The organism is Streptomyces sp. NPDC058697, assembly GCF_042715345.1.
GTDB classification, from domain to species: Bacteria; Actinomycetota; Actinomycetes; order Streptomycetales; family Streptomycetaceae; genus Streptomyces; species Streptomyces liliifuscus.
Map to the genome: position 1 here is coordinate 248,809 of NZ_JBHXSU010000003.1, position 23,637 is coordinate 272,445.

Sequence of the window (23,637 nt, forward strand, 5' to 3'; positions counted from 1 at the left end):
GGCGGGCCTGCGTCGGTGACTCTCCCCTCCGAGCGGTCACGGGCCCTGACCTCGCTCCTGGGGCTGCTCCTGGCGATCTGTCAGTAGACATCCCGCACGTACCGCTTGTCCGCCGCGAGTTGCTTCACGTACGCGGCGGCCTCGGTCTCGCCCAGGCCGCCGTGTGTGACGGCGATGTCCCGCAGGGCCCGGTCGACGTCCTTGGCCATGCGGGAGGCGTCGCCGCAGACGTAGAAGCGGGCGCCGCTCTGGAGCCAGGACCAGAGTTCCGGCCCGTGTTCGCGCATCCGGTCCTGGACGTAGACCTTGGCGCGCTGGTCGCGGGAGAACGCCGTGTCGAGACGGGTGAGGGTGCCGTCGTCGACGAAGGCCGTCAGCTCGTCCTCGTAGTAGAAGTCGGTGGCCCGGTGCTGCTCGCCGAAGAACAGCCAGTTGGGCGCCCGGTGACCGAGGGCCCGCCGCTCCTGGAGGAAGCCGACGAAGGGCGCGACTCCGGTGCCGGGCCCGACCATCACCGTCGGGGTCGCCGGATCCGCAGGGGGCCTGAAATGCGGGGAGTGCTGCACGAACACCGGTACCGGCGTGTCCGGTTCGGCGTCGGCGAGGAAGGGCGAGCAGACACCGCCCCGGACCTGTCCGCCGAGGTTCTCGTACCGCACGACGGACACCGTCAGCGACACGAGGTGCGGGTCGACGAGCGGGCTGGACGATATCGAGTACAGGCGTGGCTGGAGCCGCTTCAGGACCCCGGCCCACTCCTGGGCGCTCGCCCGTACGGGGTGCCCGGCGATGACGTCGACGGCCTGCCGTCCCCAACTCCACTTGGCCAGCCCGTCCTTGTTGTCCGGACGCAGCAGCCTCTTCAACTCCCGGTTGTCACCGGTCCGTTCGGCCACGAAGCGCAGCAGGTCCGGGGTGATCCTGGTGATGTCGAGATGCCGGCCCAGTGCGTCGGCCAGGGAGGTGTGCCCAACTCCGTTCACATCGACGGTCGTCGAGGCGTCCAGTCCGGCCACCTCCAGCCATTCCGCCACCAGGGCGGGGGAGTTGACCGGCCGCACGCCGAGCGCGTCCCCGGCCTCGTACGACAGCGGGGTCTCGCTGTCCCGCGTGTCGAAGGTGAACCGGCGGACCTCCTTGCCCGCGCCCGGCAGGCTGAGCAGCCGGTTGCCGATGAGCCGGGCGGTGACGGGGGCGGCCTTCCGCGAGACCGAAGGCGCACTGGCACTGGAGCCCGCACCCACACCCGCACTCGTGCCCGCACCCGCGCTCGGAGCCGGTGCGGGAGCGGGTGTCTGCCCCTGCTGACCGGGCACCAGCGCGGTGAGCACCTGGTCGAGCCAGGCCTGCGCGGAGGGCTCGTAGTCCGGCTCACAGTCCGTACGCGGAGCGAGCCGCACCCCTCCCAACTCGCCCAGCCGCAGGTCGAGTCGGCGGCCGTGCCCGCAGAAATCGTCGTACGAGGAGTCGCCGAGGGCCAGTACGGCATAGCGCACGCCGTCCATGCGCGGCGACTCGGACGCGTCCAGCGCCGCCCAGAAGCCGGAGCCGTTGTCGGGCGCGTCTCCGTCGCCGAACGTGCTCGTGATCAGCAGCAGATCCGCTCCCGGCGGCAGCGCACGAGGGTCGGCGTCGTCCATCCCGAGGAGCGTCGCCCGGTGCCCGGTCGCGGTGATCCGCTCGGCCGCCGCGACCGCGAACTCCTCGGCGTTCCCGGTCTGCGAGGCCCAGAGGACGACGACTTCGCGGAGGGGAGTGGCGGGGGCCTGCGGGGTCTGAGCGGTCTGCGTCGCCCGCGAGTACATCCCGGCGAGGACGCCGTTCACCCACAGGGCGTGGTCAAGGCTGAAGGGCGCGTCCGGCGGCAGCACGGGCACACCGGGGGCACCCGCCGGAATCCCGGCGAGGAATCCGGTGAGGTACTGGCGTTCCTGGGCGGTGAGGACGGGGGGAGGGGTGGGGGTGAGTCCGAGGGCGTTGACAAGGCCGGCTCCGGCAGCTTCGGAGCCACGTGCAGTTTCAGCCCCTCCGGCGTTTGAGGAGCGGGGGCCTGGGGGCAGAGCCCCCAGCGGGGTCCGGGGCAGAGCCCCGCTTTCGGGAAGGGGCGGGCTGGGGGAGGAAACCCTCACCACCGACACCGCACACACCTTCAACTCCGGCTGAAACGACAAAGGATCAACGGCGTCACTAGTGACGGCATTAACGCTCAGATACTCCCCGAACAGATCGTTCCAGTGGAACGGCGCGAACAGACACCCAGGCTGAACCCGGTCCGTCACCACCGCGGGCAGCACGGCCCGCCCCCGCCGCGAGGCGACCTCGACCCGGTCACCCTCGGCCACGCCGAGCGCCGCCGCGTCCTCCGGATGCACCTCCACGAACGGCCCGGGATTGAGCTTGTTGAGCTTGGCCACCCGCCCCGTCTTGGTGAGCGTGTGCCACTGGTGCTGAAGCCGCCCGGTGTTCAGTGCGAAGGGAAAGTCGTCGTCCGGCATCTCGGCGGCGGGCAGATGAGGCCGGGCATGGAACACGGCCCGCCCACTGGCCGTGGGAAAAACGGGGCCTCCGGAGTCGATGTACCGGATCGGGTTCCGGTCGGACCCCTCCACCCGCGCGGCCGGCCACTGCACGGACGTCTCCCGCAGCCGCTCGTACGTCACACCCCGCAGATCCCAGCCGGTCTTCGGGTTCCACGCGCGCTTGATCTCCTCGAAGATCTCCTCCGCGCTCTCGTAGGAGAACCCCTTCTCGTACCCCATCGCGCAGGCGACCCGCGCGATGAGCCGCCAGTCCGCGAGCGCCTCGCCCGGCGGTTCCACGGCGGCGCGGGCGAGCGTGAGGTTGCGCTCGCTGTTGATGAGGACGCCCTCGGTCTCGGTCCACATCGCGCCGGGGAGGACGACATCGGCGTACGCGTTGGTCTCGGTCTCGGCGAAGACGTCCTGCGTGACGACGAACTCGGCGGCCTCAAGACCCTCGATGACGGTCCGGCGGTTGGCGACCGAGGCGACGGGGTTGGTGCAGATGATCCAGCAGGCCTTGATCTCGCCGTCGGCCATCTTCTGGAACATCTCGATCGTGCCCTTGCCGACCCCGTCCTTGCGGAGGGTGTCGGGCGGCAGCTCCCACAGCTCCTCGACGAAGGCACGCTCGTCGTCGACGAGCACGGACCGCTGCCCCGGCAGGCCGGGCCCCATGTACCCCATCTCGCGGCCGCCCATGGCATTGGGCTGCCCGGTGAGCGAGAAGGGCCCGGACCCCGGGCGGCAGATCGCACCGGTGGCGAGATGCAGGTTGACCAGCGCGTTCGTGTTCCAGGTGCCGTGTGTGGACTGGTTGAGCCCCATGGTCCACAGGCTCATCCACTCGCCCGCTTCGCCGATCAGCCGCGCGGCCGCACGGATGTCGTCCTCCGGTATGCCGGTGGTCTCCGCGACGGCCGCGGGCGGGTAGTCGGCGAGGAAGCCGGGCATGTCCTCCCAGCCCTCGGTGCGGTCCGCGATGAACTCGGGATCCGTGTGCCCGTTCTCGTGAAGCAGGTACAGCAGCCCGTTCAGCAGGGCCAGATCCGTCCCCGGCCTGATCCGCAGGAACAGATCGGCCTTGTCGGCGGTGGCGGTGCGCCGCGGATCGACGACGATCACCTTCGCGCCCGCCGACTTCACCCGGTCCATCATCCGCAGGAACAGAATCGGGTGGCAGTCGGCCATGTTCGAGCCGATGACGAGGAAGACGTCCGCCTTCTCGAAGTCCTGGTACGAGCCGGGCGGCCCGTCGGCCCCGAGCGACAGCTTGTAGCCGGTGCCAGCGCTCGCCATGCACAGCCGCGAGTTCGACTCGATCTGGTTCGTCCGTACGAAGCCCTTGGCCAGCTTGTTCGCCAGGTACTGGGCCTCCAGGCTCATCTGCCCCGAGACGTAGAAGGCGAAGGCGTCGGGACCGTGCTCGTCGATGACCGCCTTCAGCCGCCGCGCTGTCTCGGCGATCGCCGCGTCCACGGGCGCCGGCACCGGCTCCGCGCCGCGGTCGTCCCGTACGAGGGCGGTGGCCAGCCGTCCCGGCGCGGCGAGCATGTCGGCCGTGGTCGCGCCCTTCGTGCACAGCCGGCCGAAGTTCGCGGGGTGAGCCTTGTCCCCGGACGCCTTCAGGACCGTACGCCGTCCGTCGGGGCCCATCCCGATGTCGAGGACCATGCCGCAGCCCACACCGCAGTACGAGCAGACCGTGCGTACCTGCGAGGTGGGGGTGGTGGCGCTCACACGCTGCCTTTCTCCGGCCTTCCGAGCCATTCCGAGCCATTCCGAGCTTCTCCGAGGAGAACCTCGGTCCATGAGCGTACGAATTGCCCGTTACGCCTGTGTCACGTGACGCGATCTTGAGGAGTTACACGCGCCACACAGCCGCCGTCGGCGAGGTGTGAGGGGACCCGGAGGTGTGACCGAGGTGTGAGCGGACGCATAGGGGCGCGGTCCGCCGCGGACCGTGTCGCATTGGGCCGAACGGGTGATCATGCGCAAGAATTGCCCGGTGCAGGCAATCAGTGCGAGTCAGGTCGGGGGGAACCGGTGAACCGCCACGACGTCACCGATGAACAGTGGGAAGGACTCGCCCAGGTCGTACCGCTGCGTGGTCGCGACGCCTGGCCCTCGGCGGTCGGCCACCGGGCGATACCGGAGGCCGAGACCGAGGCGCGACGCCGCTTCGTGGTGCTCCGGGTCAACGTCTTCGCGGACGCCCGCGAGGTCGCCGAGACCCTGATGGCCGGCATCCCGGTCCTTCTGGACCTCACCAGCGCCGAGACGGACGTCGCCAAGCGCGTACTCGACTTCAGTACGGGTGTCGTCTTCGGCCTCGCGAGCGGGATGCACCGGGTCGACCGGAACGTCTTCCTGCTCACGCCGCCGGGAACCGAGGTGGCGGGGCTGATGGAGGGGGCGGGGATTCCCGGGGTGTGACGCGCTGAGTGTTGCGCGCGGGGCGTGATTCCGGGTCCGGGGGCGTGACGTGCGGGGTGTTGCACGCGGGCGTGATTCCGAGGCGTGATTTCCGGCGGTCCGGGGTGTCAACCCTCGACCCGGTACCCCGTTCGTAGGAAGGTTTCGCGGACGAAACGGTTCCGCCTGGTCGCGGAGCCCTACCGTCCGGATATGACCGTGTCATCTCTCGGGTCCCGCGCGAAGGCCGAGGCACGTCCGGACCGGCCGAGCGTCGTCGAACTGCGGCTCACCGCGTTCGCCGCGCACCGCCGCGCCGGATTCCCGCTCGGACCGCTCAGCCTCTTCGCCGGCCCCAGCGGCAGCGGCAAATCCAGTGCCCTGCGGGCGTACGAGGCACTCGCCCGGCTCGGCGGCGGCGCCGAACTGGACGAGGTGTTCCCGGACCCGGTCGCGTGCGTTCCCGAGCGGGCCCGCCCCGACGCCCAGCGGCGGCGCGGCTTCCGCATCGGCTGCACGGCGGACGGCCCCGAGGGTCCCGTACGGCTCGATGTCGCCGTGCAGGCCGAGCCCGAACTGCGCATCGTGGGCGAGCGGTTGACGGCCGGCGGACTGACCCTGCTGGAGACCGCCCTGCGCGACCCGAGCAGGCGTTCCGTGCAGGCGGCCTGGCACACGGCGGGCTCGTCCCCGGTGACCCGGGCGCCCCTGCCCGACGACCGTCTCGGTACGCCGCTCCTGCCGCTCCGCGTCGCCGGAAAGACGGACGGCCAGCGCCAGGTCCTCGCCGCCGCCGAGCAGATGGTGGTCGCATTGCGGTCGGTCTTCGCCTGCGATCCGCTGCCCCGCTCGATGCGCACGGCGGTGCCGCTCGGCGCGGGACGGCTGCTGCGCGGCTGCGGCAACCTCGCCGAAGTGCTGTGGCGTACGCGGTCGGAGTGCGGTCGCCGGCATGGGCTGCTGGTCGACGCGGTGCGCGCGGGATGCACGGGACCGGTCCGTGACCTGCTGGCCGAGCGGCAACCCGGCGAGACCGGCAGGACCGGCGGGATCGATGGGACGGTCCAGGCGCTGCTCGACCGGGGCGACGGGCTGCGCACACCGCTCGGGCGGCTGGGGGACGGGGAGTTGAGGTACCTCGCGCTGTCCCTGGTGCTGCTCACCGGGCCGGGCGTGCTGGAGGTCGACACGGCGGGCGAGGTGCCCGCGGCACTGCAGACGCTCACCGTCCTCGCCGACGGCTTCGACCGCGATCTGGACGTACGGCAGCGGGAGGGGCTCGTACGGCTGGCGGCGCGGATGTGCGAGCGCGGGCACATCCGGCTGGTGGGGGCCGTGAGCGACGCGTCCTGGGCGGCGGGGGTGGGCGGGGTGACGGTGGTAGACCTTGAACCGTGACCGAACTTGATGTGCCGATGTTGCAGCGCAGGCTGGCCGAGTTCGCGGCGGCGCGGAACTGGCAGCAGTACCACACGCCCAAGAACCTCGTCGCCGCGCTCAGTGTGGAGGCCTCCGAACTCGTCGAGATCTTCCAGTGGTTGACGCCCGAGGAGTCGGCCCGGGTGATGGACGACCCGGAGCGGGCGTCCCGGGTGACGGACGAAGTCGCCGACGTGCTCGCGTACTTGCTGCAGGTGTGCGAGGTGCTCGGTATCGATGTCCTTGCGGCGCTCGATGCGAAGATCGACCGGAATGAACGGAGGTTTCCGGTGGGGGAGGGGTCGTGACCGTCCGCTTGATGGCCGCTTCATGTTCGCTCGACTCCATGAGGTGTTTCCGAAAAGGGACTTGAAGACCCCGTTTGTCACTCTCCGGAGTTGTTGATCTGTCCACAATCAATTCCGTGTCCACAGATTTCAGGCTTCCTCTGGCTTTTCGTCCCGAAGCACTTCACTCTGGGTAGTGGCAGGCGGAGTTCGGGCAGGCGTGTGAAGAGCGCGTCGGGACAGACGGGGTCAGCGCATGGACGCGGTGCGGCTCATCGGCGCGAGCAGGTGTGCCCTGATGGGGAGCGCGGACGCTCCCGGGATCATGGCGGAGGCCTGGCAGGCGCAGGCCCTCGCCCAGGCGATAGGCAGTCGGCTGGCGGTGTCCGGGCCGCCCGAATTACGGGGCGAGGCGCTGGGGTTGACCGAGTTGGCGGGGCGGGGATGCGGGGTGCTGGATGCGCCGGTGCTCGATGTGGTGGACCTGCGGGCCGCGCAGCTCACCGAGCTCGGGGATGCGCGGCTTGCTCTTCTCGACCTCGGCGGGCTGCTCGGCGAGGTCGGGATAGCCCTCGTGGGGATAGCCTGCGCGGCCAGCGACGAGGGGACGTACTGGCAGTGCATGGAAGCGATCGACGCGGCGGACGAGTCCAGGGACCGGGTGCTGGAGATGCTGCGAAGACTCGCGGTACGGGATCAGGGGGCGGCGGCGGGGTAGGGCTTTTTTCGCCCCCGCCGCCCCTACCCATTCCCGTCCCTGACTCAGGGGCTCCGCCCCCGAACCCCCGCTAAAAGATTGCGCAGTTCCCCGCGCCCCTTAGGTTATTCAGCCCCTCCGGCGTTTGAGGAGCGGGGGTTCGGGGGCTGGCCCCCGAAAAGTGACGGGAATGGGTAGGGGCGGCGGGGGCGAACAGATCAGGTGCGGTCGGGTCCCTCGGCCGGAGCCGGGTGCTCGGCCGACTGTTGGAAATCCGCGTCGAGTTGCGACAGATCCGCGTTGAGCGCCGCCATCAGCTCCTCCATCTGCTGCAGCAAACCCTTGGGCTGCGACGACGGAACGGCTTCCTGGGACATGACGGCCTCCTCGGCCTTCGCCCTCCCCCACGGGGAGAACCAGCAACGCACCGGCCGACCGCCGGCGACGGGTGCCGGGCGGTCCGGCTCCGCCCGAGCCAACGATCACTGTCCGGACGGGTCACTGGCGCGGTCTCCCCCCGCGCCCACGGTTGACGGATTTTCACCCGACCGGGGACGCGGAGGACCGGCGGGACCGATGGGGTTGACCGACGTTCGACCGTGCAGGATGGAGGCATGGATCTTCGAATCTTCACCGAGCCCCAGCAGGGCGCCACCTACGACACCCTTCTCGCTGTCGCCAAGGCCACCGAAGACCTCGGCTTCGACGCGTTTTTCCGTTCCGACCACTACCTCCGCATGGGTTCCGCGGACGGCCTTCCGGGCCCCACGGACGCCTGGATCACCCTCGCCGGACTCGCCCGCGAGACCAAGCGCATCCGCCTCGGCACACTGATGACCGCCGGTACGTTCCGCCTGCCCGGCGTCCTGGCGATCCAGGTCGCCCAGGTCGACCAGATGTCCGGCGGCCGCGTCGAACTGGGCCTGGGCGCGGGCTGGTTCGAGGAGGAGCACAAGGCGTACGGCATCCCCTTCCCGAAGGAGAAGTTCGCCCGTCTGGAGGAGCAGCTGGCGATCGTCACCGGGCTGTGGGAGATGAAGGTCGGCGAGACCTTCAGCTTCGACGGCACGTACTACCAGCTCACCGACTCGCCCGCGCTGCCGAAGCCGGCCCAGCCCAAGGTGCCGGTGCTCATCGGCGGCCACGGTGCCACCCGCACCCCGCGCCTCGCGGGCCGCTACGCCGACGAGTTCAACATGCCGTTCGCGTCGATCGAGGACAGCGGGCGCCAGTTCGGCCGGGTGCGGGCGGCGGCCGAGGCGACCGGCCGCAAGGGCACCGACCTCGTCTACTCCAACGCGCTCGTCGCCTGCGTGGGAAAGGACGACGCGGAGGTCGCCCGCCGCGCCGCCGCGATCGGCCGCGAGGTGGAGGAGCTGAAGGCGAACGGGCTGGCCGGTACGCCGGGCGAGGTCGTCGAAAGGATCGGCCGGTACGCGGAGATCGGTTCCCAGCGGGTCTACCTCCAGATCCTCGACCTCGACGACCTGGACCACCTGGACCTGATCTCCTCCCAGGTGCAGTCCCAGCTGCAGTAACCGGGTGGTCGCCGCGCTCCGGCAGCCCGTCGGCCGGTGACCGTTGTGGGATTCGCCCCGGTCCCTGGCCGACGGAAGCACCTTTGGCAGGGACCGGGACCGGGACCAGGACCGAAGCCGGGACCGAGGCCGACGCCGCGAGCGTCCCCTGCCCGTGCCGTGGACCCCGTCTCAGCAGCCGCCGTCGGCCAGCATCCCCGCGTCATGGGCCAGGACCGCCGCCTGGACGCGGTTGGCGCAGCCGGTGCGGGTCAGGATCCGGCTGATGTGGGCCTTGACCGTGCCGGCGCTCATGTACAGCTGGTCGGCGATCTCCGCGTTGGACAGGCCCGTACCGAGCAGCCGCAGGACATCCCGTTCGGCCGGGGTCAGTTCCTCGGTCCTGCGCAGGGCGGCCTCGGTGTCACGGCCGGACCGCACGTGCCGTTCGAGCAGTTGGCGCGTGATCCGGGGTGCGAGGACCGGTTCGCCCTTCGCGGCGAGCTGTACGGCGCGGATCAGTTCGGCGGGACCGGTGTCCTTGAGGAGGAAACCGCTCGCCCCGGCCCGCAGGGCCCGCGTCACACTGGCCTCCTCGCCGAACGCCGTCAGCATCACCACACACGTACGGGGCGAGAGCCGGGCGATGTCCTCGGCGGCCGCGATGCCGTCCCTGGTCGGCATCTGGATGTCGAGCAGGGCGACGTCGATGTCCTGGGCGCGGCAGGCCGCAGCGGCCTCCAGGCCGTCACCCGCTTCGGCAACGACCTCGATGTCGTCGGCGTTCTCCAGGATCAGCCGGATTCCGACGCGCATCAGCGCTTCGTCGTCGGCGACCAGCACTCGGATCATCAGCTCATCCTAGGGCCGCCAACACCAGCAGGACGATCAGGAAGCCCGCCGTGGGCAGGACCACGAGCACCGCCGCGCAGCCGGCGCCGAGGACCCGCGGCCAGGTCAGGGTCTGGGCCGACAACGGGGCGGCGTAGGCCTCCGAAGGCGTGGGCACAGGCCCGTTGGGCGCGGGCACGGGGCCGTTCGTCGTGTGGGACGGCAGCCACGCCGTCACGCGGAACCCGCCGTCCGGCAGGGCACCCGCCCCGAAGGTGCCGCCGAGCAACGAGATCCGCTCCTGAAGTCCGGCCAGCCCGCTGCTCGTTCCGCCCCGGGAGTCGCCAGGCACGCGCGGCACCCCGTTGGTGACGTACACCTCGGTCCCCGCGTCCGTGCCCTTGACCTCCACCAGGGTCGGCGCGCCGGACGCGTGTTTCAGTACGTTCGTCAGCGCTTCGCGGACCACCCGGTGAACCGCCTGCCGGACGCGGGCGCCCGCCTCGACCGTGTCGGGAACCGACCAGACCAGCTCGACCGGGCCGCCACCCGTCTGCCGGGACTGGGCCACCAGAGCGGCGATGTCCTCGTACGTTCCCCGGTCGCCCCCGGTCTCGTCCGACAGGTCCGACACGTCCGCGTGCCGCAGGACACCGAGGATCTCGCGGAGCTCCTCCATGGCCGTCCCCGCGGTCGTGCGCAGCAGCTCCACCTGTCCGGCCAGCGGAGGGGCCTGGCGTGCGGCTGCGAGTTCCAGCGCCCCGGCGTGCACCGAGATGAGGCTCAGCCGGTGGCCCAGGAGGTCGTGCATCTCCCGTGCGATCCGGGTCCGTTCCTCCAGCCGGGCCGCCGCGGCGGTCAGCGTACGGGTCTGTTCCAGATAGGCGTTGCGCTCCCGCAGCAGGTCGACCAGGGGCCGTCGCCGGCCCAGCATCGTGCCGGCCAGGGTGGGGAGCAGCAGCAGGAGTACGGCGGAGACGGCGTTCTCCGCCAGCGTCATCGGCAGGGTCTCCCACCGGAACAGGCCCACGGCGACGGTCAGTCCGCCGAGTGCGGCGCAGGTCACCCCGACGATCCGCCACGCGCGGCGCGGCGGCGCGATGCGGCGGGTGGCGGACAGCACGATCAGCGGTACCACCGCCAGCACCCATACGTTGGCGCCCGCCGGCAGTGGGAAGGTGCCCAGGACCGCGGCGACCGGCCGGCCGCGCCGCGCGGCGACGAGCAGTGTCGCCCACAACGCCTCCAGCACCGCGAGGACCGGCCGGTCCGGCGGTATCAGCAGCAGCGGGAACAGCCCGAAGGCCGCCGCCAGCACACACACCAGGCCCTCGGCGACGACCGTACGGCGTGGAGCGGCTCGTACCGCGGCCCGGATCTCGGCCGCCTCGCGGCGCAGCCACTGTGCCGCGTCGCCCGGCCCGCGCCCTGGCGGTCCGGGCAACTGCCGTTCCTCTTGCGTCACTTGACTCATGCTCGCCTCTGCCCCCGGCATCACGGATCCGCGCGTCACGGATCCGCCGGAGGGAACGGTATCCGCGCCAGGACAGGTCGCTGCCCGGCGGTCCCTCCCCGCTGTCACGCGCCCGGCCGCGGACCCAGCTCCGCCCGCAGCGCGGCGGTGTCCACCCGCTCGGCGGTCAGCAGCCGTCCGACCGTACGGCCCTCGTCCCCCGCCTCCGCGTCGACCGCGGGTGCTTCGAGCAGCGCGGCCAGCAGATGGACCGTACCGACCGTGGGCGCACCCTGCTCGGCGGCGATGAGCTGCGCGACCGCCCTGGCCTGCTGGGCGGAGTCGGAGAGCTGTGTCTGGTCGAGGCCGCCGGCCGGCACGTCGACGGTCGCCGAACGGGCCAGGGACCCGTGTCGTACGCCGTGCCTGCGCAGCAGTTCGGCGGCCGTGCTGACGGATGCCAGATCCTCGGGCAGCGACCGTCCGGCAACGGCCAAAGCCCGGTCCAGGGCCAGGATTCCCAGCAGGAGGTCCACGGGCTCCGTCCTGCCGCGCCCGTACCGCGCCACCTGCCGTGCGGCCTCGACGCTCACCGCGAAGATCACCGGTGAGCCGTAGATGGACGACCCGGCGGTCCACGACGTGATCGCCCGGGACAGGCGGTTGCCGCTCTTGCCCAGCGTGCCGGCCCGGCGGAGAAGCAGGACGCCACGGGATTCCGGTCCCTCGGTCTCCGCCGAGGCCTTCGCGTCCAGTGCGTCGAGCGCCGTGGCCGCGGCGGCCGGGTCCAGCCGCTCCACGACCAGCGCTTCCCGGGCGCGGCTCGCCGGCAGGTTCAGCAGGGCCCGCGCCACGTGCCGGCAGCGCACCGCGACCGTCCCTTCGGCGCGGGCCGACCTGAGCGCGAGCAGCAGGCACATCCGTGTCGCGTCGGTCATCCCGGGCAGCGGCCGGCCGCTCTCGCCGGCCGGTTCCTTCGCCTTGCGCGAGCCACGCGATTCGCCGGCCTTGAGCCCGAGGCGCCACTGTGCCTCGCGCCAGGCGGCGGTGACCTCGGCGTCGTCCTCGGCGGTGGCGTCCACCTCCACCGGAGTGCTGCCGTATCCGTCGTCGTTCGCCCAGGCCGCCCCGCCGCTCCCGGCCCGGCCCGCGACCAGACCGCTGAGCGAGCCGGCCTTCCGCATCCCGGGGGCTATCGCCGAACCGGCTTCCGTCTCACCCATCACGAGCGCGGACAGCAGGTTCTCGGTGCCCACGGCCGGCGACTCGGACTTCACCGCGTCGCCGATCGCCTCCACGAGCAGTTCCACGACGTCGAGCTCGAACTCCGTGGGCGCACCGGCCAATCCGGCCATCGCGGAACTGGCACTGGCACTGGCGTTGGCGTCGGCGTGCGCTCCGGTCGTCGGTCGCTGATGCATCGAACGTCCCCCTCGGGCTGGTGTGGCCTGACGAGACCGACGTTAGACGGACACCGCACGCCACCACGTCGCCCGACCGGCCAAGCTCCCGGTCCGACCGGCCAGGCGTCCGGTCCGATCGGCCCGGGAGCCGTCCGCGTACGGCCCGGAAGCCACCCGCGTGCAGCCCGGGAGCCGCTCGCCTGCCGTACGCGGGGGACGGAAAATGCCTGACTTCTCCGGAGAGGTTGGCTGTACGTTGGGCACGGTGCCGGACGGCGGCACCCCCGATTTCCGCAGTTCAGAAGCGGTTCTGAAAGACGTTTCGAGGCAGACCACCGTGTTCCTGACGATCAGTACCTCTGGCACCCCAGACCGCCCCGCGACCGACCTCGGTTTCCTGTTGCACAAGCATCCCGACAAGGCGCAGGCGTTCTCCACCTCCTACGGCAAGGCGCATGTCGTCTACCCCGAGGCGAGTGTGGAGCGCTGCACGGCGGCGCTGCTGCTGGAGGTCGACGCGGTGGCACTGGTCCGGCGCGGCAAGGGCAAGGGCCGCGGCGGAGCCCCGGACGCGGCTCTCGCGCAGTACGTCAACGACCGGCCGTACGCCGCCTCGTCCCTGCTCGCCGTGGCGCTGAGCAGCGTGTTCTCCAGCGCGATGAAGGGCACCTGCCAGGCGAAGCCCGACCTGCCCGCGCGCCCGCTGCCCCTGCGCGTCGAGGTGCCCGCACTGCCGGCGCGCGGCGGCGCCGATCTCGTACGGGCGCTGTTCGAGCCGCTCGGCTGGACGGTGCGTGCCGAACCCGTGGCGCTGGACACCGAGTTCCCCGAGTGGGGCGACTCGCGGTACGTGAGCCTCGTACTGGAGGGTGAGCAGCGGCTCGCCGACGCGCTGCGGCATCTGTACGTCCTGCTGCCGGTGCTCGACGACGCCAAGCACTACTGGGTGTCGTCCGACGAGGTCGACAAGCTGTTGCGGGCCGGGGAGGGCTGGCTGCCGGAGCACCCGGAGCAGAAGCTGATCACCAGCCGCTATCTGTCCCGCCGTTGGTCGCTGACCCGGCAGGCCATGGAGCGCCTCGAACTCGTCCGGCTCGCGGAGACGGACGACAGCGTGGTCGAGGAGATCGACAACGCCGTCGACGAGCAGACGGACACCGAGGAGAAGCCCGTACCGCTCGCCGTCCAGCGGCGGGACGCGATCGTCGGCGCGCTGAAGGGCACCGATGCCGCACGGGTCCTCGATCTGGGTTGTGGGCAGGGCCAGTTGGTGCAGGAGCTGCTCAAGGACACGCGGTTCACCGAGATCGTCGGGGTCGATGTCTCGATGCGCGCGCTCACCATCGCCTCGCGGCGACTCAAGCTGGACCGGATGGGCGAGCGGCAGTCCGAGCGCGTCCAGCTCTTCCAGGGCTCGCTCGCCTACACCGACAAGCGGCTCAAGGGGTACGACGCCGCCGTGCTCAGCGAGGTCATCGAGCACCTCGACCTGCCGCGGCTGCCCGCCCTGGAGTACGCGGTGTTCGGTTCGGCGCGCCCGAGGACCGTCATCGTGACGACGCCGAACGTCGAGTACAACGTCCGCTGGGAGACCCTCCCCGCCGGCCATGTCCGGCACGGCGACCACCGCTTCGAGTGGACGCGCGAGGAGTTCCGCGGCTGGGCGGGGACGGTGGCCGAACGGCACGGGTACGGCGTGGAGTTCGTGCCGGTCGGACCGGACGACCCCGAGGTCGGACCGCCCACACAGATGGCCGTTTTCACGGTGGGCGCCCTGAACACGAAGGACCAGAACACGAAGGAGGAGAAGGCCGCATGACCAGTACCGACGACAAGGTTCGTTCCCTGCCCGTCACCGACCTGTCCCTCGTCGTGCTGATCGGCGCGTCCGGGTCGGGCAAGTCCACCTTCGCCCGCAGGCACTTCAAGCCGACCGAGGTGATCTCGTCGGACTTCTGCCGCGGCCTCGTCGCCGACGACGAGAACGACCAGAGCGCCAGCGGCGACGCCTTCGACGTCCTGCACTACATCGCGGGCAAGCGCCTCGCGGCGGGTCGGCGTACGGTCGTCGACGCGACCAACGTGCAGCAGGAGAGCCGTAAGCAGCTCATCGACCTCGCCAGGAAGCACGACGTACTGCCCATCGCCGTCGTGCTCGACGTGCCCGAGGAGGTGTGCGCCGAGCGCAACGCCTCCCGCACCGACCGCGCCGACATGCCGCGCCGCGTCATCCAGCGCCACACCCGTGAACTCCGGCGCTCCCTGCGGCACTTGGAGCGCGAGGGGTTCAGGAAGGTGCACGTCCTGCGGGGTGTGGCGGAGATCGAGAGCGCCGAGGTCCGCACCGAGAAGCGGTACAACGACCTGACCCACCTCGCCGGTCCGTTCGACATCATCGGCGACATCCACGGCTGCGCCTCCGAACTGGAGTCGCTGCTCGGCAAGTTGGGGTACGCGGACGGCGTGCACCCCGAGGGCCGCACGGCCGTGTTCGTCGGCGACCTCGTGGACCGCGGCCCGGACACCCCGGGCGTGCTGCGCCGGGTGATGTCCATGGTCGGTTCGGGCGCCGCCCTGTGCGTGCCGGGCAACCACGAGAACAAGTACGGCCGTTACCTCAAGGGCCGCAAGGTCCAGCACACCCACGGCCTCGCCGAGACCATCGAGCAGATGGAGGGCGAGAGCGACGAATTCAAGGAGCGGGTACGGGAGTTCGTGGACGGGCTGGTCAGCCACTACGTCCTCGACGGCGGCCGGCTCGTCGTCTGCCACGCGGGACTGCCCGAGAAGTACCACGGGCGTACGTCGGGCCGGGTCCGCTCGCACGCGCTGTACGGCGACACCACCGGCGAGACCGACGAGTTCGGGCTGCCGGTGCGCTACCCGTGGGCCGAGGACTACCGGGGCCGGGCGGCCGTCGTCTACGGCCACACTCCCGTCCCGGAGGCCACCTGGCTGAACAACACCATCTGCCTGGACACCGGTGCCGTGTTCGGCGGCAAGCTCACCGCGCTGCGCTGGCCGGAGCGCGAACTCGTCGACGTACCGGCCGAACGGGTCTGGTACGAGCCGACCAAGCCGCTGGCCTCCGAGGCGCCCGGCGGACACGAGGGGCGTCCGCTGGACCTCGCGGACGTGCACGGCCGCCGGGTCGTCGAGACCCGGCACGCCGGACGTGTCTCCGTACGCGAGGAGAACGCGGCCGCGGCCCTGGAGGTCATGAGCCGCTTCGCCGTGGACCCGCGGCTGATGCCGTATCTGCCGCCGACCATGGCACCCACGGCGACCTCCAAGGTGGAGGGCTATCTGGAGCACCCGGTCGAGGCCTTCGCGCAGTACGCGGCCGACGGGGTCGCGCGGGTCGTGTGCGAGGAGAAGCACATGGGGTCGCGGGCGGTGGCGCTGGTCTGCCGGGACGAGGAGACCGCGCGCGAGCGGTTCGGCGCGACCGGGGTGTCGGGCGCGCTCTACACCCGTACCGGGCGCCCCTTCTTCGACGACTCCGCCGTCACCGAGGAGATCCTCGGGCGGGTGCGGGCCGCCGTCACCGAGGCGGGTCTGTGGGAGGAGCTGGAGACGGACTGGGTGCTGCTCGACGCCGAGTTGCTGCCCTGGTCGCTCAAGGCCTCCGGGCTGCTGCGCTCGCAGTACGCCGCGGTGGGTGCGGCGGCCGGAGCTGTCTTCCCGGGAGCGGTGGCCGCGCTCGAAGGCGCCGCGGCGCGTGGTGTCGACGTACAGGAGCTGCTGACCAAGCAGCGCGAACGGGCCGTCGACGCCGCCTCGTTCACCGACGCGTACCGGCGCTACTGCTGGACCACGTCCGGTCTCGACGGTGTTCGTCTCGCGCCCTTCCAGATTCTCGCCGTGCGGGGCCGGAGTCTCGCGGCCCTGCCGCACGAGGAGCAGCTCGCGCTGATCGACCGGCTGGTGGCGGACGACCCGTCCGGGCTCCTTCAGACCACTCGGCGCCTCTTCGTCGACACGGGGGATCCCGAGTCGGTGCGGGCCGGGGTCGACTGGTGGCTGGAGATGACCGGCCGCGGCGGCGAGGGCATGGTCGTCAAGCCCGATCGGGCCGTGGTGCGGGGTGGGAACGGGCGGCTGGTGCAGCCCGGTATCAAGTGCCGGGGCCGGGAGTACCTGCGGATCATCTACGGACCGGAGTACACCCGTCCCGAGAACCTCGACCGCCTGCGCGGCCGTTTCCTCAACCACAAGCGGTCGCTGGCGCTGCGGGAGTACGCCCTCGGCCTGGAGGCCCTGGACCGGCTCGCGGAGGGGGAGCCGCTGTGGCGGGTGCATGAGGCGGTGTTCGGGGTGCTGGCGCTGGAGTCGGAGCCGGTGGACCCGCGGTTGTAGGCATCCACCGAGGGTGGGGAGGCGGCGTGGCGGCCTCCCCACCGGAGCTACCGGTCCGCAGCCTCAAAGTCCCCCGGCTGAACCTCAGTTGCCGAGCCGACCGCTCCAGCCGCCGCGCAGCGGGTGGGCGTCTCAGCCCACCAACCGCAACCGCTCCCCGCACACCCCCACCCGCACGGTCTGCCCCCAGGTCAGTTCCACCGCATCTCCCTCCATCCCGTCCCCGAACGCGATCAGTCGTTCGGACTCGACGGTGAGGCTGAGGTGGGACGAGGCCGAGAGCTGGCCGGCGACCCGGGACGTGCCGGTCGCCGGTGACGGCCATGCCTCGCGGACGAACCACACCAGGCGGTCCTCCGTGGGGCGTGGCAGGGGCAGGGAGCTGCCCCGCTCCTGCCACACCGACCGGAGCCATCCGGTCGCCCCGGTGCCGGTTCCCACCAGCACCCCGGAGGACGCCTGGGCCTCGACAACACCCCCGTCGCCCTCCAGGCCCAGGCGGTATCTGGCCGTCTGATGGCCGACGGCGCCGAGATAGATCTCGTTGAGCGCGACCAGCCGCTGCGTGTCGTCGGCGACGGCCTCCACCATGGTGAGTTCCTCGACGGCACTGGTGAGGGCCGCCGGGAGCAGAGTCGGCGCGTCCGCAGGGCGGTGCCGGACCAGGACACCAGGGTTGCGGCCTGGGTCGGCGTCGATGCCCAACACCGGCTGGCCGGCGAGGTACTTGGCGACGTTCGCCACCAGACCGTCCTGGCCGACCACGACCACCACGTCCTCCGGCGCGAACAGGAAACGGTCCAAGTCGCGCCGCTCGACCAGCGTCTGACGCCAGGTCAGCGGAATCGCCGAGGTGACGTCGGTCAGCGCGCGCCGGGTTCGGTGATGGCGTTCGGCGATCTCCGCGATGTCCCGGCCCCGGGAGGAGAGGAAGAACGCGGCCTGTCCGTGCGTGCCGTGGTGGGCCACCAACTCGGCGTACTCCGTGGTCCGATGGACCACCACGATCCGCGGTGCGAGACTCACGCCCGCTCTCCGGTCCCGAACCTGGCGAGCAGCCCGGTGAGCACGTCCGGCGACACCGTCACGCTCTCGATGTTCGGCAGGTTCTCCGCGAGCCGTGTCCCGGTGAGGGCGTGCAGGGTCGCCACGTCCACCTCGCCGTGCACTCGCAGCCACGCCGCCTGGGCCTGCGCCCGTGCCTCGCCCACCTCGCGCGCACCCTCGGCCTCGGCACGAGCGAGCCGTACGGACCGGGCGGCCTCGGCATCGGCCAGTTTCACGGTGCGTGCCGCCTCGGCCTCGGTGAGCCTGACCGACCGCTCCGCTTCCGCCTCCGCCAGCTTCACCGACCGCTCGGCCTCCGCCTGGGCAAGCCGTACCGTCCGGGCCGCCTCCGCACCCGCCCGTACCGCGTCCGCCGCCGCGTGCTCCTCTGCCTCGCGACGGGCGTTCGTGCCGCGCTGGTCGACCAACTGCTCCTCGCGGCGGGCGAGTTCGATCTGGCTGGCCAGTTCGTTCTCGGCGATGGCCCGCTCCCGCTCGACGGCCACCGCCCGGCGCTCGTACGTGGCCCGGTCGGCTTCCTGCTGGATCAGTTCCCGGGCCGGCGTGCGCAGGGCGCGCTCCACCTCGGGCTCCGGGCGCAGCGCCACCACGCGCACCGCGACCACCTCGATACCGGTGGCCGGCAGGCGGGGCTCCGCGCCCAGACCGGCGGCGACGCGCTCGCGGACCGCCGCCACCCCGTCGGCCAGGGCCGCCGACAGTGTCGTACGGGCGAGGACGTCGAGTGCGTGCTGCTGGGCCGTCTCCGTGAGCAGCGTGCCCAGCTGTTCCAGTGGCGCGCCCCGCCACACCCCGGTGTCCGGGTCGATGGAGAAGTCCAGCCGGGCGGCGGCGAGTTCCGGGTCGCTGACCCGGTAGGTGACCGTCGCCTGCACCGCCACGTCCTGGAAGTCGGACGTACGGGCGTGGAAGGTCATCGCCAACTCCCGGTCGTCGACCGGGACTTCGGAGAGTGCCGCGGTGAGCGCGCGGAACCAGAAGCTGAGTCCCGGCCCGTCGTGCAGCAGCTTGCCGCCCCGGTGGTGCCGGACGTGTGCCGTCGGCGCACCGCGCAGATGGCGCCAGCCCAGGCGCCGGGTGATGTCGGCCATGTGTGTGCGTCCCCCTCATTCATTTTCGTCAACACGACGATAATCGCCGCCACCTTTAATCGTCAAGGGGACGAGAACGAGAAAACGCGGAAACGGTCGACCGGGGGGTGAAGACGGTCACCGGTGGTCAGGATGGAGGCATGGGATTCCACGTCGACTCCGAAGCCGGGCGGCTGCGCCGCGTCATCCTGCACCGGCCGGATCTTGAGCTCAAAAGGCTCACCCCAAGCAACAAGGACGCCCTGCTCTTCGACGACGTGCTGTGGGTGCGCAGGGCCCGCGCGGAGCACGACGGTTTCGCCGACGTGCTCCGCGACCGCGGAGTCACCGTCCACCTCTTCGGCGACCTGCTGACCGAGGCCCTGGCGATCCCGGCGGCCAGATCGCTCGTCCTGGACAGGGTCTTCGACGAGAAGGAGTACGGGCCGCTGGCCACCGACCACCTCAGAGCCTCGTTCGAGTCGCTGCCCGCGGGCGAGCTGGCGGAGGCGCTGGTCGGCGGTATGACCAAGCGCGAGTTCCTGGAGGCGCACCCCGAGCCGACCTCCGTGCGCTTCCACGTCATGGAGCTCGACGACTTCCTCCTCGGCCCCCTCCCCAACCACCTCTTCACCCGCGACACCTCCGCCTGGATCTACGACGGCGTCTCCATCAACGCCATGCGCTGGCCCGCCCGCCAGCGCGAGACCGTGCACTTCGAGGCGATCTACCGGCACCACCCGCTGTTCCAGGACGAGCCGTTCCATGTCTGGTCCGAGGGGCAGGCCGACTACCCGTCCACCATCGAGGGCGGCGACGTGCTCGTGATCGGCAACGGCGCCGTGCTCATCGGGATGAGCGAGCGGACGACGCCCCAGGCCGTGGAGATGCTCGCGCACAAGCTGTTCGCCACCGGCTCGGCGCAGACCATCGTGGCGCTCGACATGCCCAAGAAGCGCGCCCTCATGCACCTCGACACGGTGATGACGATGGTCGACGGCGACACCTTCACCCAGTATGCGGGGCTCGGCATGCTCCGCTCGTACACCATCGAACCGGGCGTCGGCGACAAGGAGCTGAAGGTCACCGACCATCCGCCGGAGCACATGCACCGCGCGATCGCCGCCGCGCTGGGGCTCGACCGGATCCGCGTGCTGACCGCCACGCAGGACGTCCACGCCGCCGAGCGCGAGCAGTGGGACGACGGCTGCAACGTCCTCGCGGTCGAGCCGGGCGTCGTCGTCGCGTACGAGCGGAACCAGACCACGAACACGCATCTGCGCAAGCAGGGCATCGAGGTGATCGAGATCCCCGGCAGCGAGCTGGGGCGGGGGAGGGGCGGTCCGCGGTGCATGAGCTGTCCGGTGGTGCGGGATCCGGTCGGCTAGCGGCCGAACCGGAGGTCCGGGGCCTCGAAAGTGAGTCCTACGTCTCGACAATTATTCCGTATAGAAATGTGGACCATCGTATAGAATTCCAAGAGTCCCTGTTTACGTAACCCTGGAGCGCCCCCATGGCGACAGTCCCGTACGCCCTCGCCGGCCGCCACTTCCTGAAGGAGCTGGACTTCACGGAGGAGGAGTTCCGCGGCCTGATCGGGCTCGCCGCAGAGCTGAAGGCGGCGAAGAAGGCCGGGACGGAGACCCAGTACCTGCGGGGCCGGAACATCGCGCTGATCTTCGAGAAGACCTCGACGCGCACGCGCTGCGCGTTCGAGGTCGCGGCCGCGGACCAGGGAGCTTCCACCACCTACCTCGATCCCTCGGGCTCGCAGATAGGACACAAGGAGTCCGTGAAGGACACCGCGCGGGTGCTCGGCCGGATGTTCCACGCGATCCAGTACCGCGGGGACAGCCAGGAGGGTGTCGAGGAGCTGGCCGCCCACGCGGGCGTGCCCGTCTACAACGGTCTGACCGACGCCTGGCACCCGACGCAGATGCTCGCCGACGTCCTCACGATGACCGAGCACACCACCAAGCCGCTGAACCGGACCGCCTTCGCCTACCTCGGCGACGCGCGCTTCAACATGGGCAACTCCTACCTGGTCACCGGCGCGCTGCTCGGCATGGACGTACGGATCGTCGCGCCGAAGGCCTACTGGCCGGCCGAGGAGATCGTCGAGCGGGCGCGCGAGCTCGCCGTGCGCAGCGGGGCGCGGATCACGCTCACCGAGGACGTCGCGGAGGGGGTCGCGGGCGCCGACTTCGTCGCCACCGACGTCTGGGTGTCCATGGGGGAGCCCAAGGAGGTCTGGGACGAGCGCATCGTCGCCCTCGGCCCGTACGCGGTGACGATGGACGTCCTGCGGGCCACCGGCAACGCGGACGTCAAGTTCCTGCACTGTCTGCCGGCCTTCCACGACCTGGGCACCAAGGTCGGCCGCGACATTCACGAGCGGCATGGCCTGGACTCGCTGGAGGTCACCGACGAGGTCTTCGAGTCGGCCCACTCGGTCGTCTTCGACGAGGCGGAGAACCGGCTGCACACGATCAAGGCGATGCTGGTGGCGACCCTCGCCTGAGGGCTGTGAGGGCTGTGAAGGGCTGTGAGGGTCGCTAGGGCCGTGACGGCTGCGAGGGGTGCGGCGGGCGCGGCGGGTGACGCCTGCGCTACAGCGGGTTCCGCTGGTGCGGCACCACCGGCAGTCTGAACCAGACCGCCTTCCCGGAGTCCGTGGGGCGGTGCCCGCACGACGAGCTGAGGGCGCGGATCAGCAGCAGCCCGCGGCCGTGCTCCTGCCAGGGGTCGGGCTCGCCCGACGGGTCGGGGATCGTGAGATCGCCCGGCGGGGCCGGGTCCGGGTCGTGCACCTCGACCTGGCAGCCGGTCGGCAGCAGCTCCACGACCAGCTCTATGGGCCGGTCGCCCTTGGTGTGCTCCACGGCGTTCGCCACCAGCTCCGCGGTGAGCAGTTCGGCGGTGTCGCTGTCGGCGGCGTGTTCCAGCTCGGCGAGCGCGGTACGGACCAGGGCACGGGCAACAGGCACTGCCGCAGCGGTGTGCGGTAGAGCGATGCGCCAGGAGGCTGGAGCGTGGGGATCGTGCAAGGCGGGTCCGTTCATGGAGCAGGATGTCCTGCTTTCAACTTTAGGAATGGTACGACGCAACCGGACAGAGGCGCTCGGCGGGCTTTTTTCGGGACGTTCGACCTGGTATCGGGCTGCTTACCCAGGTGAACGGTCCGCATCCCGCGTTCTGCACCCGTCGTTACCGGCCTATCGACGAGTCGTGACTCCGTGACCGCGTTGTCGCGCATCCATGACGGAAGTCACCAAAACAAAACAGGGCCGTGGGAGGCCAGGCACGTCGGTGCCTGACCTCCCACGGCCCTGTCCGGACGGACGGGTGGTGGGCGTGGGGGAGACCGGCTCACGCGGGCGAGCCGGCCTCCCCCAGATCGACCATCCCGGCCGTCAGCGTCGCCCCGTCCGCCGGGTCGACCAGGATGAACGCTCCGGTGCGGCGCGAGTCCGCGTAGTCGTCGAGCGCGAGCGGCTCGGCGGTGCGCAGGGTGATCCCGCCCAGGTCGTTGGCGGCCAGCTCGGCGGCCCCGCCCAGCTCCTTCACGATCGCCTTGACCGTACGGGTCGTGTGCCTGACCAGGACCCGGTCTCCGACCCGCAGTCGACGGTCGGCCAGATGGCAGACGGCGGCCCGGACGTCCCGGGTGAGCGCGGGCACGTCCGCCCCGGTCGTGATCATGTCGCCGCGCGAGACATCGCGCTGGTCGGCCAGGCGCAGGGTCAGTGACTGCGGGGCGTACGCCTCCCGCGCGTCCTCGCCGAGTACGTCGATGCCGGTGATCGTGGACGTCTCGCCGGACGGGTGGACCGTCACGCGGTCCCCCACGCGCAGCGAGCCGGAGGCCAACTGGCCCGCGTAGTAACGGATCTCGGCGTGCCGGATCACGTACTGGACGGGGAAGCGCGCGGGTTCGCCCGAGCGGTCGCCGCCGGCCGGGACGGACTCCAGATGCCGGAGCAGCGCCGGACCCTCGTACCAGTCCATGCGCGTCGAGCGGTCCACCACGTTGTCGCCCGCCAGGGCCGACACGGGGATCGGTGTGAAACCGGGCAGGTCCAACTCGGCGGCGTGGCCCGCGAAGTCCTCGACGATCCGCTCGAACTCCTTCTCCTCGTATCCGACGAGATCCATCTTGTTGACGGCCAGCACGATGTGCGGGACGCGCAGCAGCGCGGCGATCGCGGCGTGGCGGCGGGTCTGCTCGACGACGCCGTTGCGGGCGTCGACCAGGATGATCGCCAGTTCGGCCGTGGAGGCGCCGGTGACCATGTTGCGGGTGTACTGCACGTGTCCGGGGGTGTCGGCGAGGATGAACCGGCGCCGGGCGGTGGCGAAGTAGCGGTAGGCCACGTCGATGGTGATGCCCTGCTCGCGCTCGGCGCGCAGGCCGTCGGTGAGCAGTGCGAGGTCGGGTGTGTCCTGGCCGCGGTTGCGGGAGGCGTGTTCCACGGCCTCCAGCTGGTCGGTGAGGACCGACTTGGAGTCGTGCAGCAGTCTGCCGACCAGGGTGGACTTGCCGTCGTCTACGGACCCGGCGGTCGCGAACCGCAGGGTGTCCACGGTGGTGCTGGTCAT

At 71.1% G+C, this 23,637-nt stretch carries 18 protein-coding genes; 9 read left to right on the forward strand and 9 right to left on the reverse strand.

Annotated elements, in window-relative coordinates; genetic code table 11:
• Nucleotides 1-80: 80 nt before the first annotated feature.
• Nucleotides 81-4,193, reverse strand: a complete 4,113-nt coding sequence (locus tag ACFWXQ_RS09000) for a molybdopterin-dependent oxidoreductase (protein ID WP_386267982.1) — start codon at nt 4,191-4,193, stop codon at nt 81-83.
• Between the two features lie 372 nt (nt 4,194-4,565).
• On the opposite strand from ACFWXQ_RS09000, the gene ACFWXQ_RS09005 reads away from it, so the two are divergent.
• The 4 genes from ACFWXQ_RS09005 to ACFWXQ_RS09020 all read left to right on the forward strand — a co-directional run bounded on the left by ACFWXQ_RS09005 (nt 4,566) and on the right by ACFWXQ_RS09020 (nt 7,358).
• On the forward strand, nt 4,566-4,955 hold the full coding sequence (locus ACFWXQ_RS09005) for a cell division protein SepF (RefSeq protein ID WP_383956401.1): 390 nt from the start codon (nt 4,566-4,568) through the stop codon (nt 4,953-4,955).
• 192 nt (nt 4,956-5,147) lie between these two features.
• Nucleotides 5,148-6,332 carry an ATP-binding protein gene (locus ACFWXQ_RS09010; RefSeq protein WP_383956399.1) on the forward strand — a complete coding sequence of 395 codons (1,185 nt, stop codon included), beginning with the start codon at nt 5,148-5,150 and terminating at the stop codon, nt 6,330-6,332.
• Nucleotides 6,329-6,661 (forward strand): nucleotide pyrophosphohydrolase, encoded by a 333-nt coding sequence (locus ACFWXQ_RS09015; RefSeq protein WP_383956396.1) that lies wholly within the window; start codon nt 6,329-6,331, stop codon nt 6,659-6,661. Before ACFWXQ_RS09010 ends, ACFWXQ_RS09015 begins: the two co-directional genes overlap by 4 nt.
• 235 nt (nt 6,662-6,896) lie before the next feature.
• A complete protein-coding gene (locus ACFWXQ_RS09020; RefSeq protein WP_383956393.1) occupies nt 6,897-7,358 on the forward strand; it encodes a DUF6099 family protein in 462 nt (153 codons plus the stop codon).
• A gap of 197 nt (nt 7,359-7,555) precedes the next feature.
• Here ACFWXQ_RS09020 and ACFWXQ_RS09025 read toward each other — a convergent pair whose 3' ends face one another.
• Entirely contained in the window at nt 7,556-7,714 is a 159-nt protein-coding gene (locus ACFWXQ_RS09025) for a hypothetical protein (RefSeq protein WP_383952775.1), read from the reverse strand.
• A 237-nt stretch (nt 7,715-7,951) separates the two neighbouring features.
• Here ACFWXQ_RS09025 and ACFWXQ_RS09030 point away from each other — a divergent pair, with 237 nt between their 5' ends.
• Nucleotides 7,952-8,875: an LLM class F420-dependent oxidoreductase gene (locus ACFWXQ_RS09030; RefSeq protein ID WP_383952773.1), complete on the forward strand. Its 924-nt coding sequence runs from the start codon at nt 7,952-7,954 to the stop codon at nt 8,873-8,875.
• 171 nt (nt 8,876-9,046) lie between these two features.
• Here ACFWXQ_RS09030 and ACFWXQ_RS09035 read toward each other — a convergent pair whose 3' ends face one another.
• The 3 genes from ACFWXQ_RS09035 to ACFWXQ_RS09045 form a co-directional block, all read right to left on the reverse strand.
• Nucleotides 9,047-9,706: a response regulator gene (locus tag ACFWXQ_RS09035; RefSeq protein WP_383952771.1), complete on the reverse strand. Its 660-nt coding sequence runs from the start codon at nt 9,704-9,706 to the stop codon at nt 9,047-9,049.
• A gap of 4 nt (nt 9,707-9,710) precedes the next feature.
• On the reverse strand, nt 9,711-11,150 hold the full coding sequence (locus tag ACFWXQ_RS09040) for a sensor histidine kinase (protein ID WP_383952769.1): 1,440 nt from the start codon (nt 11,148-11,150) through the stop codon (nt 9,711-9,713).
• 113 nt (nt 11,151-11,263) lie between these two features.
• Nucleotides 11,264-12,559, reverse strand: coding sequence for a hypothetical protein (locus ACFWXQ_RS09045; protein WP_383952767.1), 1,296 nt, complete (start codon nt 12,557-12,559; stop codon nt 11,264-11,266).
• A gap of 319 nt (nt 12,560-12,878) precedes the next feature.
• Here ACFWXQ_RS09045 and ACFWXQ_RS09050 point away from each other — a divergent pair, with 319 nt between their 5' ends.
• Both ACFWXQ_RS09050 and ACFWXQ_RS09055 read left to right on the forward strand, forming a co-directional pair.
• Nucleotides 12,879-14,360, forward strand: coding sequence for a 3' terminal RNA ribose 2'-O-methyltransferase Hen1 (locus ACFWXQ_RS09050; protein WP_383952765.1), 1,482 nt, complete (start codon nt 12,879-12,881; stop codon nt 14,358-14,360).
• On the forward strand, nt 14,357-16,900 hold the full coding sequence (locus ACFWXQ_RS09055) for a polynucleotide kinase-phosphatase (protein ID WP_383952763.1): 2,544 nt from the start codon (nt 14,357-14,359) through the stop codon (nt 16,898-16,900). The genes ACFWXQ_RS09050 and ACFWXQ_RS09055 overlap by 4 nt, the downstream gene beginning before the upstream one ends.
• 132 nt (nt 16,901-17,032) lie before the next feature.
• Here ACFWXQ_RS09055 and ACFWXQ_RS09060 read toward each other — a convergent pair whose 3' ends face one another.
• Nucleotides 17,033-17,926 (reverse strand): hypothetical protein, encoded by an 894-nt coding sequence (locus tag ACFWXQ_RS09060; RefSeq protein WP_383952761.1) that lies wholly within the window; start codon nt 17,924-17,926, stop codon nt 17,033-17,035.
• Nucleotides 17,923-19,059 (reverse strand): SPFH domain-containing protein, encoded by a 1,137-nt coding sequence (locus ACFWXQ_RS09065; RefSeq protein ID WP_383952759.1) that lies wholly within the window; start codon nt 19,057-19,059, stop codon nt 17,923-17,925. The genes ACFWXQ_RS09060 and ACFWXQ_RS09065 overlap by 4 nt, the downstream gene beginning before the upstream one ends.
• A 140-nt stretch (nt 19,060-19,199) precedes the next feature.
• On the opposite strand from ACFWXQ_RS09065, the gene ACFWXQ_RS09070 reads away from it, so the two are divergent.
• Nucleotides 19,200-20,426, forward strand: a complete 1,227-nt coding sequence (locus tag ACFWXQ_RS09070; RefSeq protein WP_383952757.1) for an arginine deiminase — start codon at nt 19,200-19,202, stop codon at nt 20,424-20,426.
• A gap of 125 nt (nt 20,427-20,551) precedes the next feature.
• The gene (gene argF, locus ACFWXQ_RS09075) at nt 20,552-21,559 is read left to right on the forward strand and encodes an ornithine carbamoyltransferase (protein WP_383952755.1); all 1,008 of its coding nucleotides are present in this window, start codon (nt 20,552-20,554) and stop codon (nt 21,557-21,559) included.
• Between the two features lie 88 nt (nt 21,560-21,647).
• Here the strand turns inward: argF and ACFWXQ_RS09080 are convergent, their stop codons facing one another.
• Together ACFWXQ_RS09080 and ACFWXQ_RS09085 are read right to left on the reverse strand one after the other, a co-directional pair.
• Nucleotides 21,648-22,100, reverse strand: coding sequence for an ATP-binding protein (locus ACFWXQ_RS09080; RefSeq protein WP_143638338.1), 453 nt, complete (start codon nt 22,098-22,100; stop codon nt 21,648-21,650).
• Nucleotides 22,101-22,407: 307 nt separating this feature from the next.
• Nucleotides 22,408-23,637: a sulfate adenylyltransferase subunit 1 gene (locus ACFWXQ_RS09085; RefSeq protein WP_383957463.1), complete on the reverse strand. Its 1,230-nt coding sequence runs from the start codon at nt 23,635-23,637 to the stop codon at nt 22,408-22,410.

Coding starts and splice junctions, on each gene's coding strand:
- ACFWXQ_RS09070 (WP_383952757.1), top strand. CDS start 19,200: ATGGGATTCCACGTCGACTCCGAAGCCGGGCGGCTGCGCCGCGTCATC.
- ACFWXQ_RS09035 (WP_383952771.1), bottom strand. CDS start 9,706: ATGATCCGAGTGCTGGTCGCCGACGACGAAGCGCTGATGCGCGTCGGA.
- ACFWXQ_RS09025 (WP_383952775.1), bottom strand. CDS start 7,714: ATGTCCCAGGAAGCCGTTCCGTCGTCGCAGCCCAAGGGTTTGCTGCAG.
- ACFWXQ_RS09065 (WP_383952759.1), bottom strand. CDS start 19,059: ATGGCCGACATCACCCGGCGCCTGGGCTGGCGCCATCTGCGCGGTGCG.
- ACFWXQ_RS09000 (WP_386267982.1), bottom strand. CDS start 4,193: ATGGTCCTCGACATCGGGATGGGCCCCGACGGACGGCGTACGGTCCTG.
- ACFWXQ_RS09030 (WP_383952773.1), top strand. CDS start 7,952: ATGGATCTTCGAATCTTCACCGAGCCCCAGCAGGGCGCCACCTACGAC.
- ACFWXQ_RS09055 (WP_383952763.1), top strand. CDS start 14,357: ATGACCAGTACCGACGACAAGGTTCGTTCCCTGCCCGTCACCGACCTG.
- ACFWXQ_RS09010 (WP_383956399.1), top strand. CDS start 5,148: ATGACCGTGTCATCTCTCGGGTCCCGCGCGAAGGCCGAGGCACGTCCG.
- ACFWXQ_RS09085 (WP_383957463.1), bottom strand. CDS start 23,637: ATGACCAGCACCACCGTGGACACCCTGCGGTTCGCGACCGCCGGGTCC.
- ACFWXQ_RS09020 (WP_383956393.1), top strand. CDS start 6,897: ATGGACGCGGTGCGGCTCATCGGCGCGAGCAGGTGTGCCCTGATGGGG.
- ACFWXQ_RS09080 (WP_143638338.1), bottom strand. CDS start 22,100: ATGAACGGACCCGCCTTGCACGATCCCCACGCTCCAGCCTCCTGGCGC.
- argF (WP_383952755.1), top strand. CDS start 20,552: ATGGCGACAGTCCCGTACGCCCTCGCCGGCCGCCACTTCCTGAAGGAG.
- ACFWXQ_RS09045 (WP_383952767.1), bottom strand. CDS start 12,559: ATGCATCAGCGACCGACGACCGGAGCGCACGCCGACGCCAACGCCAGT.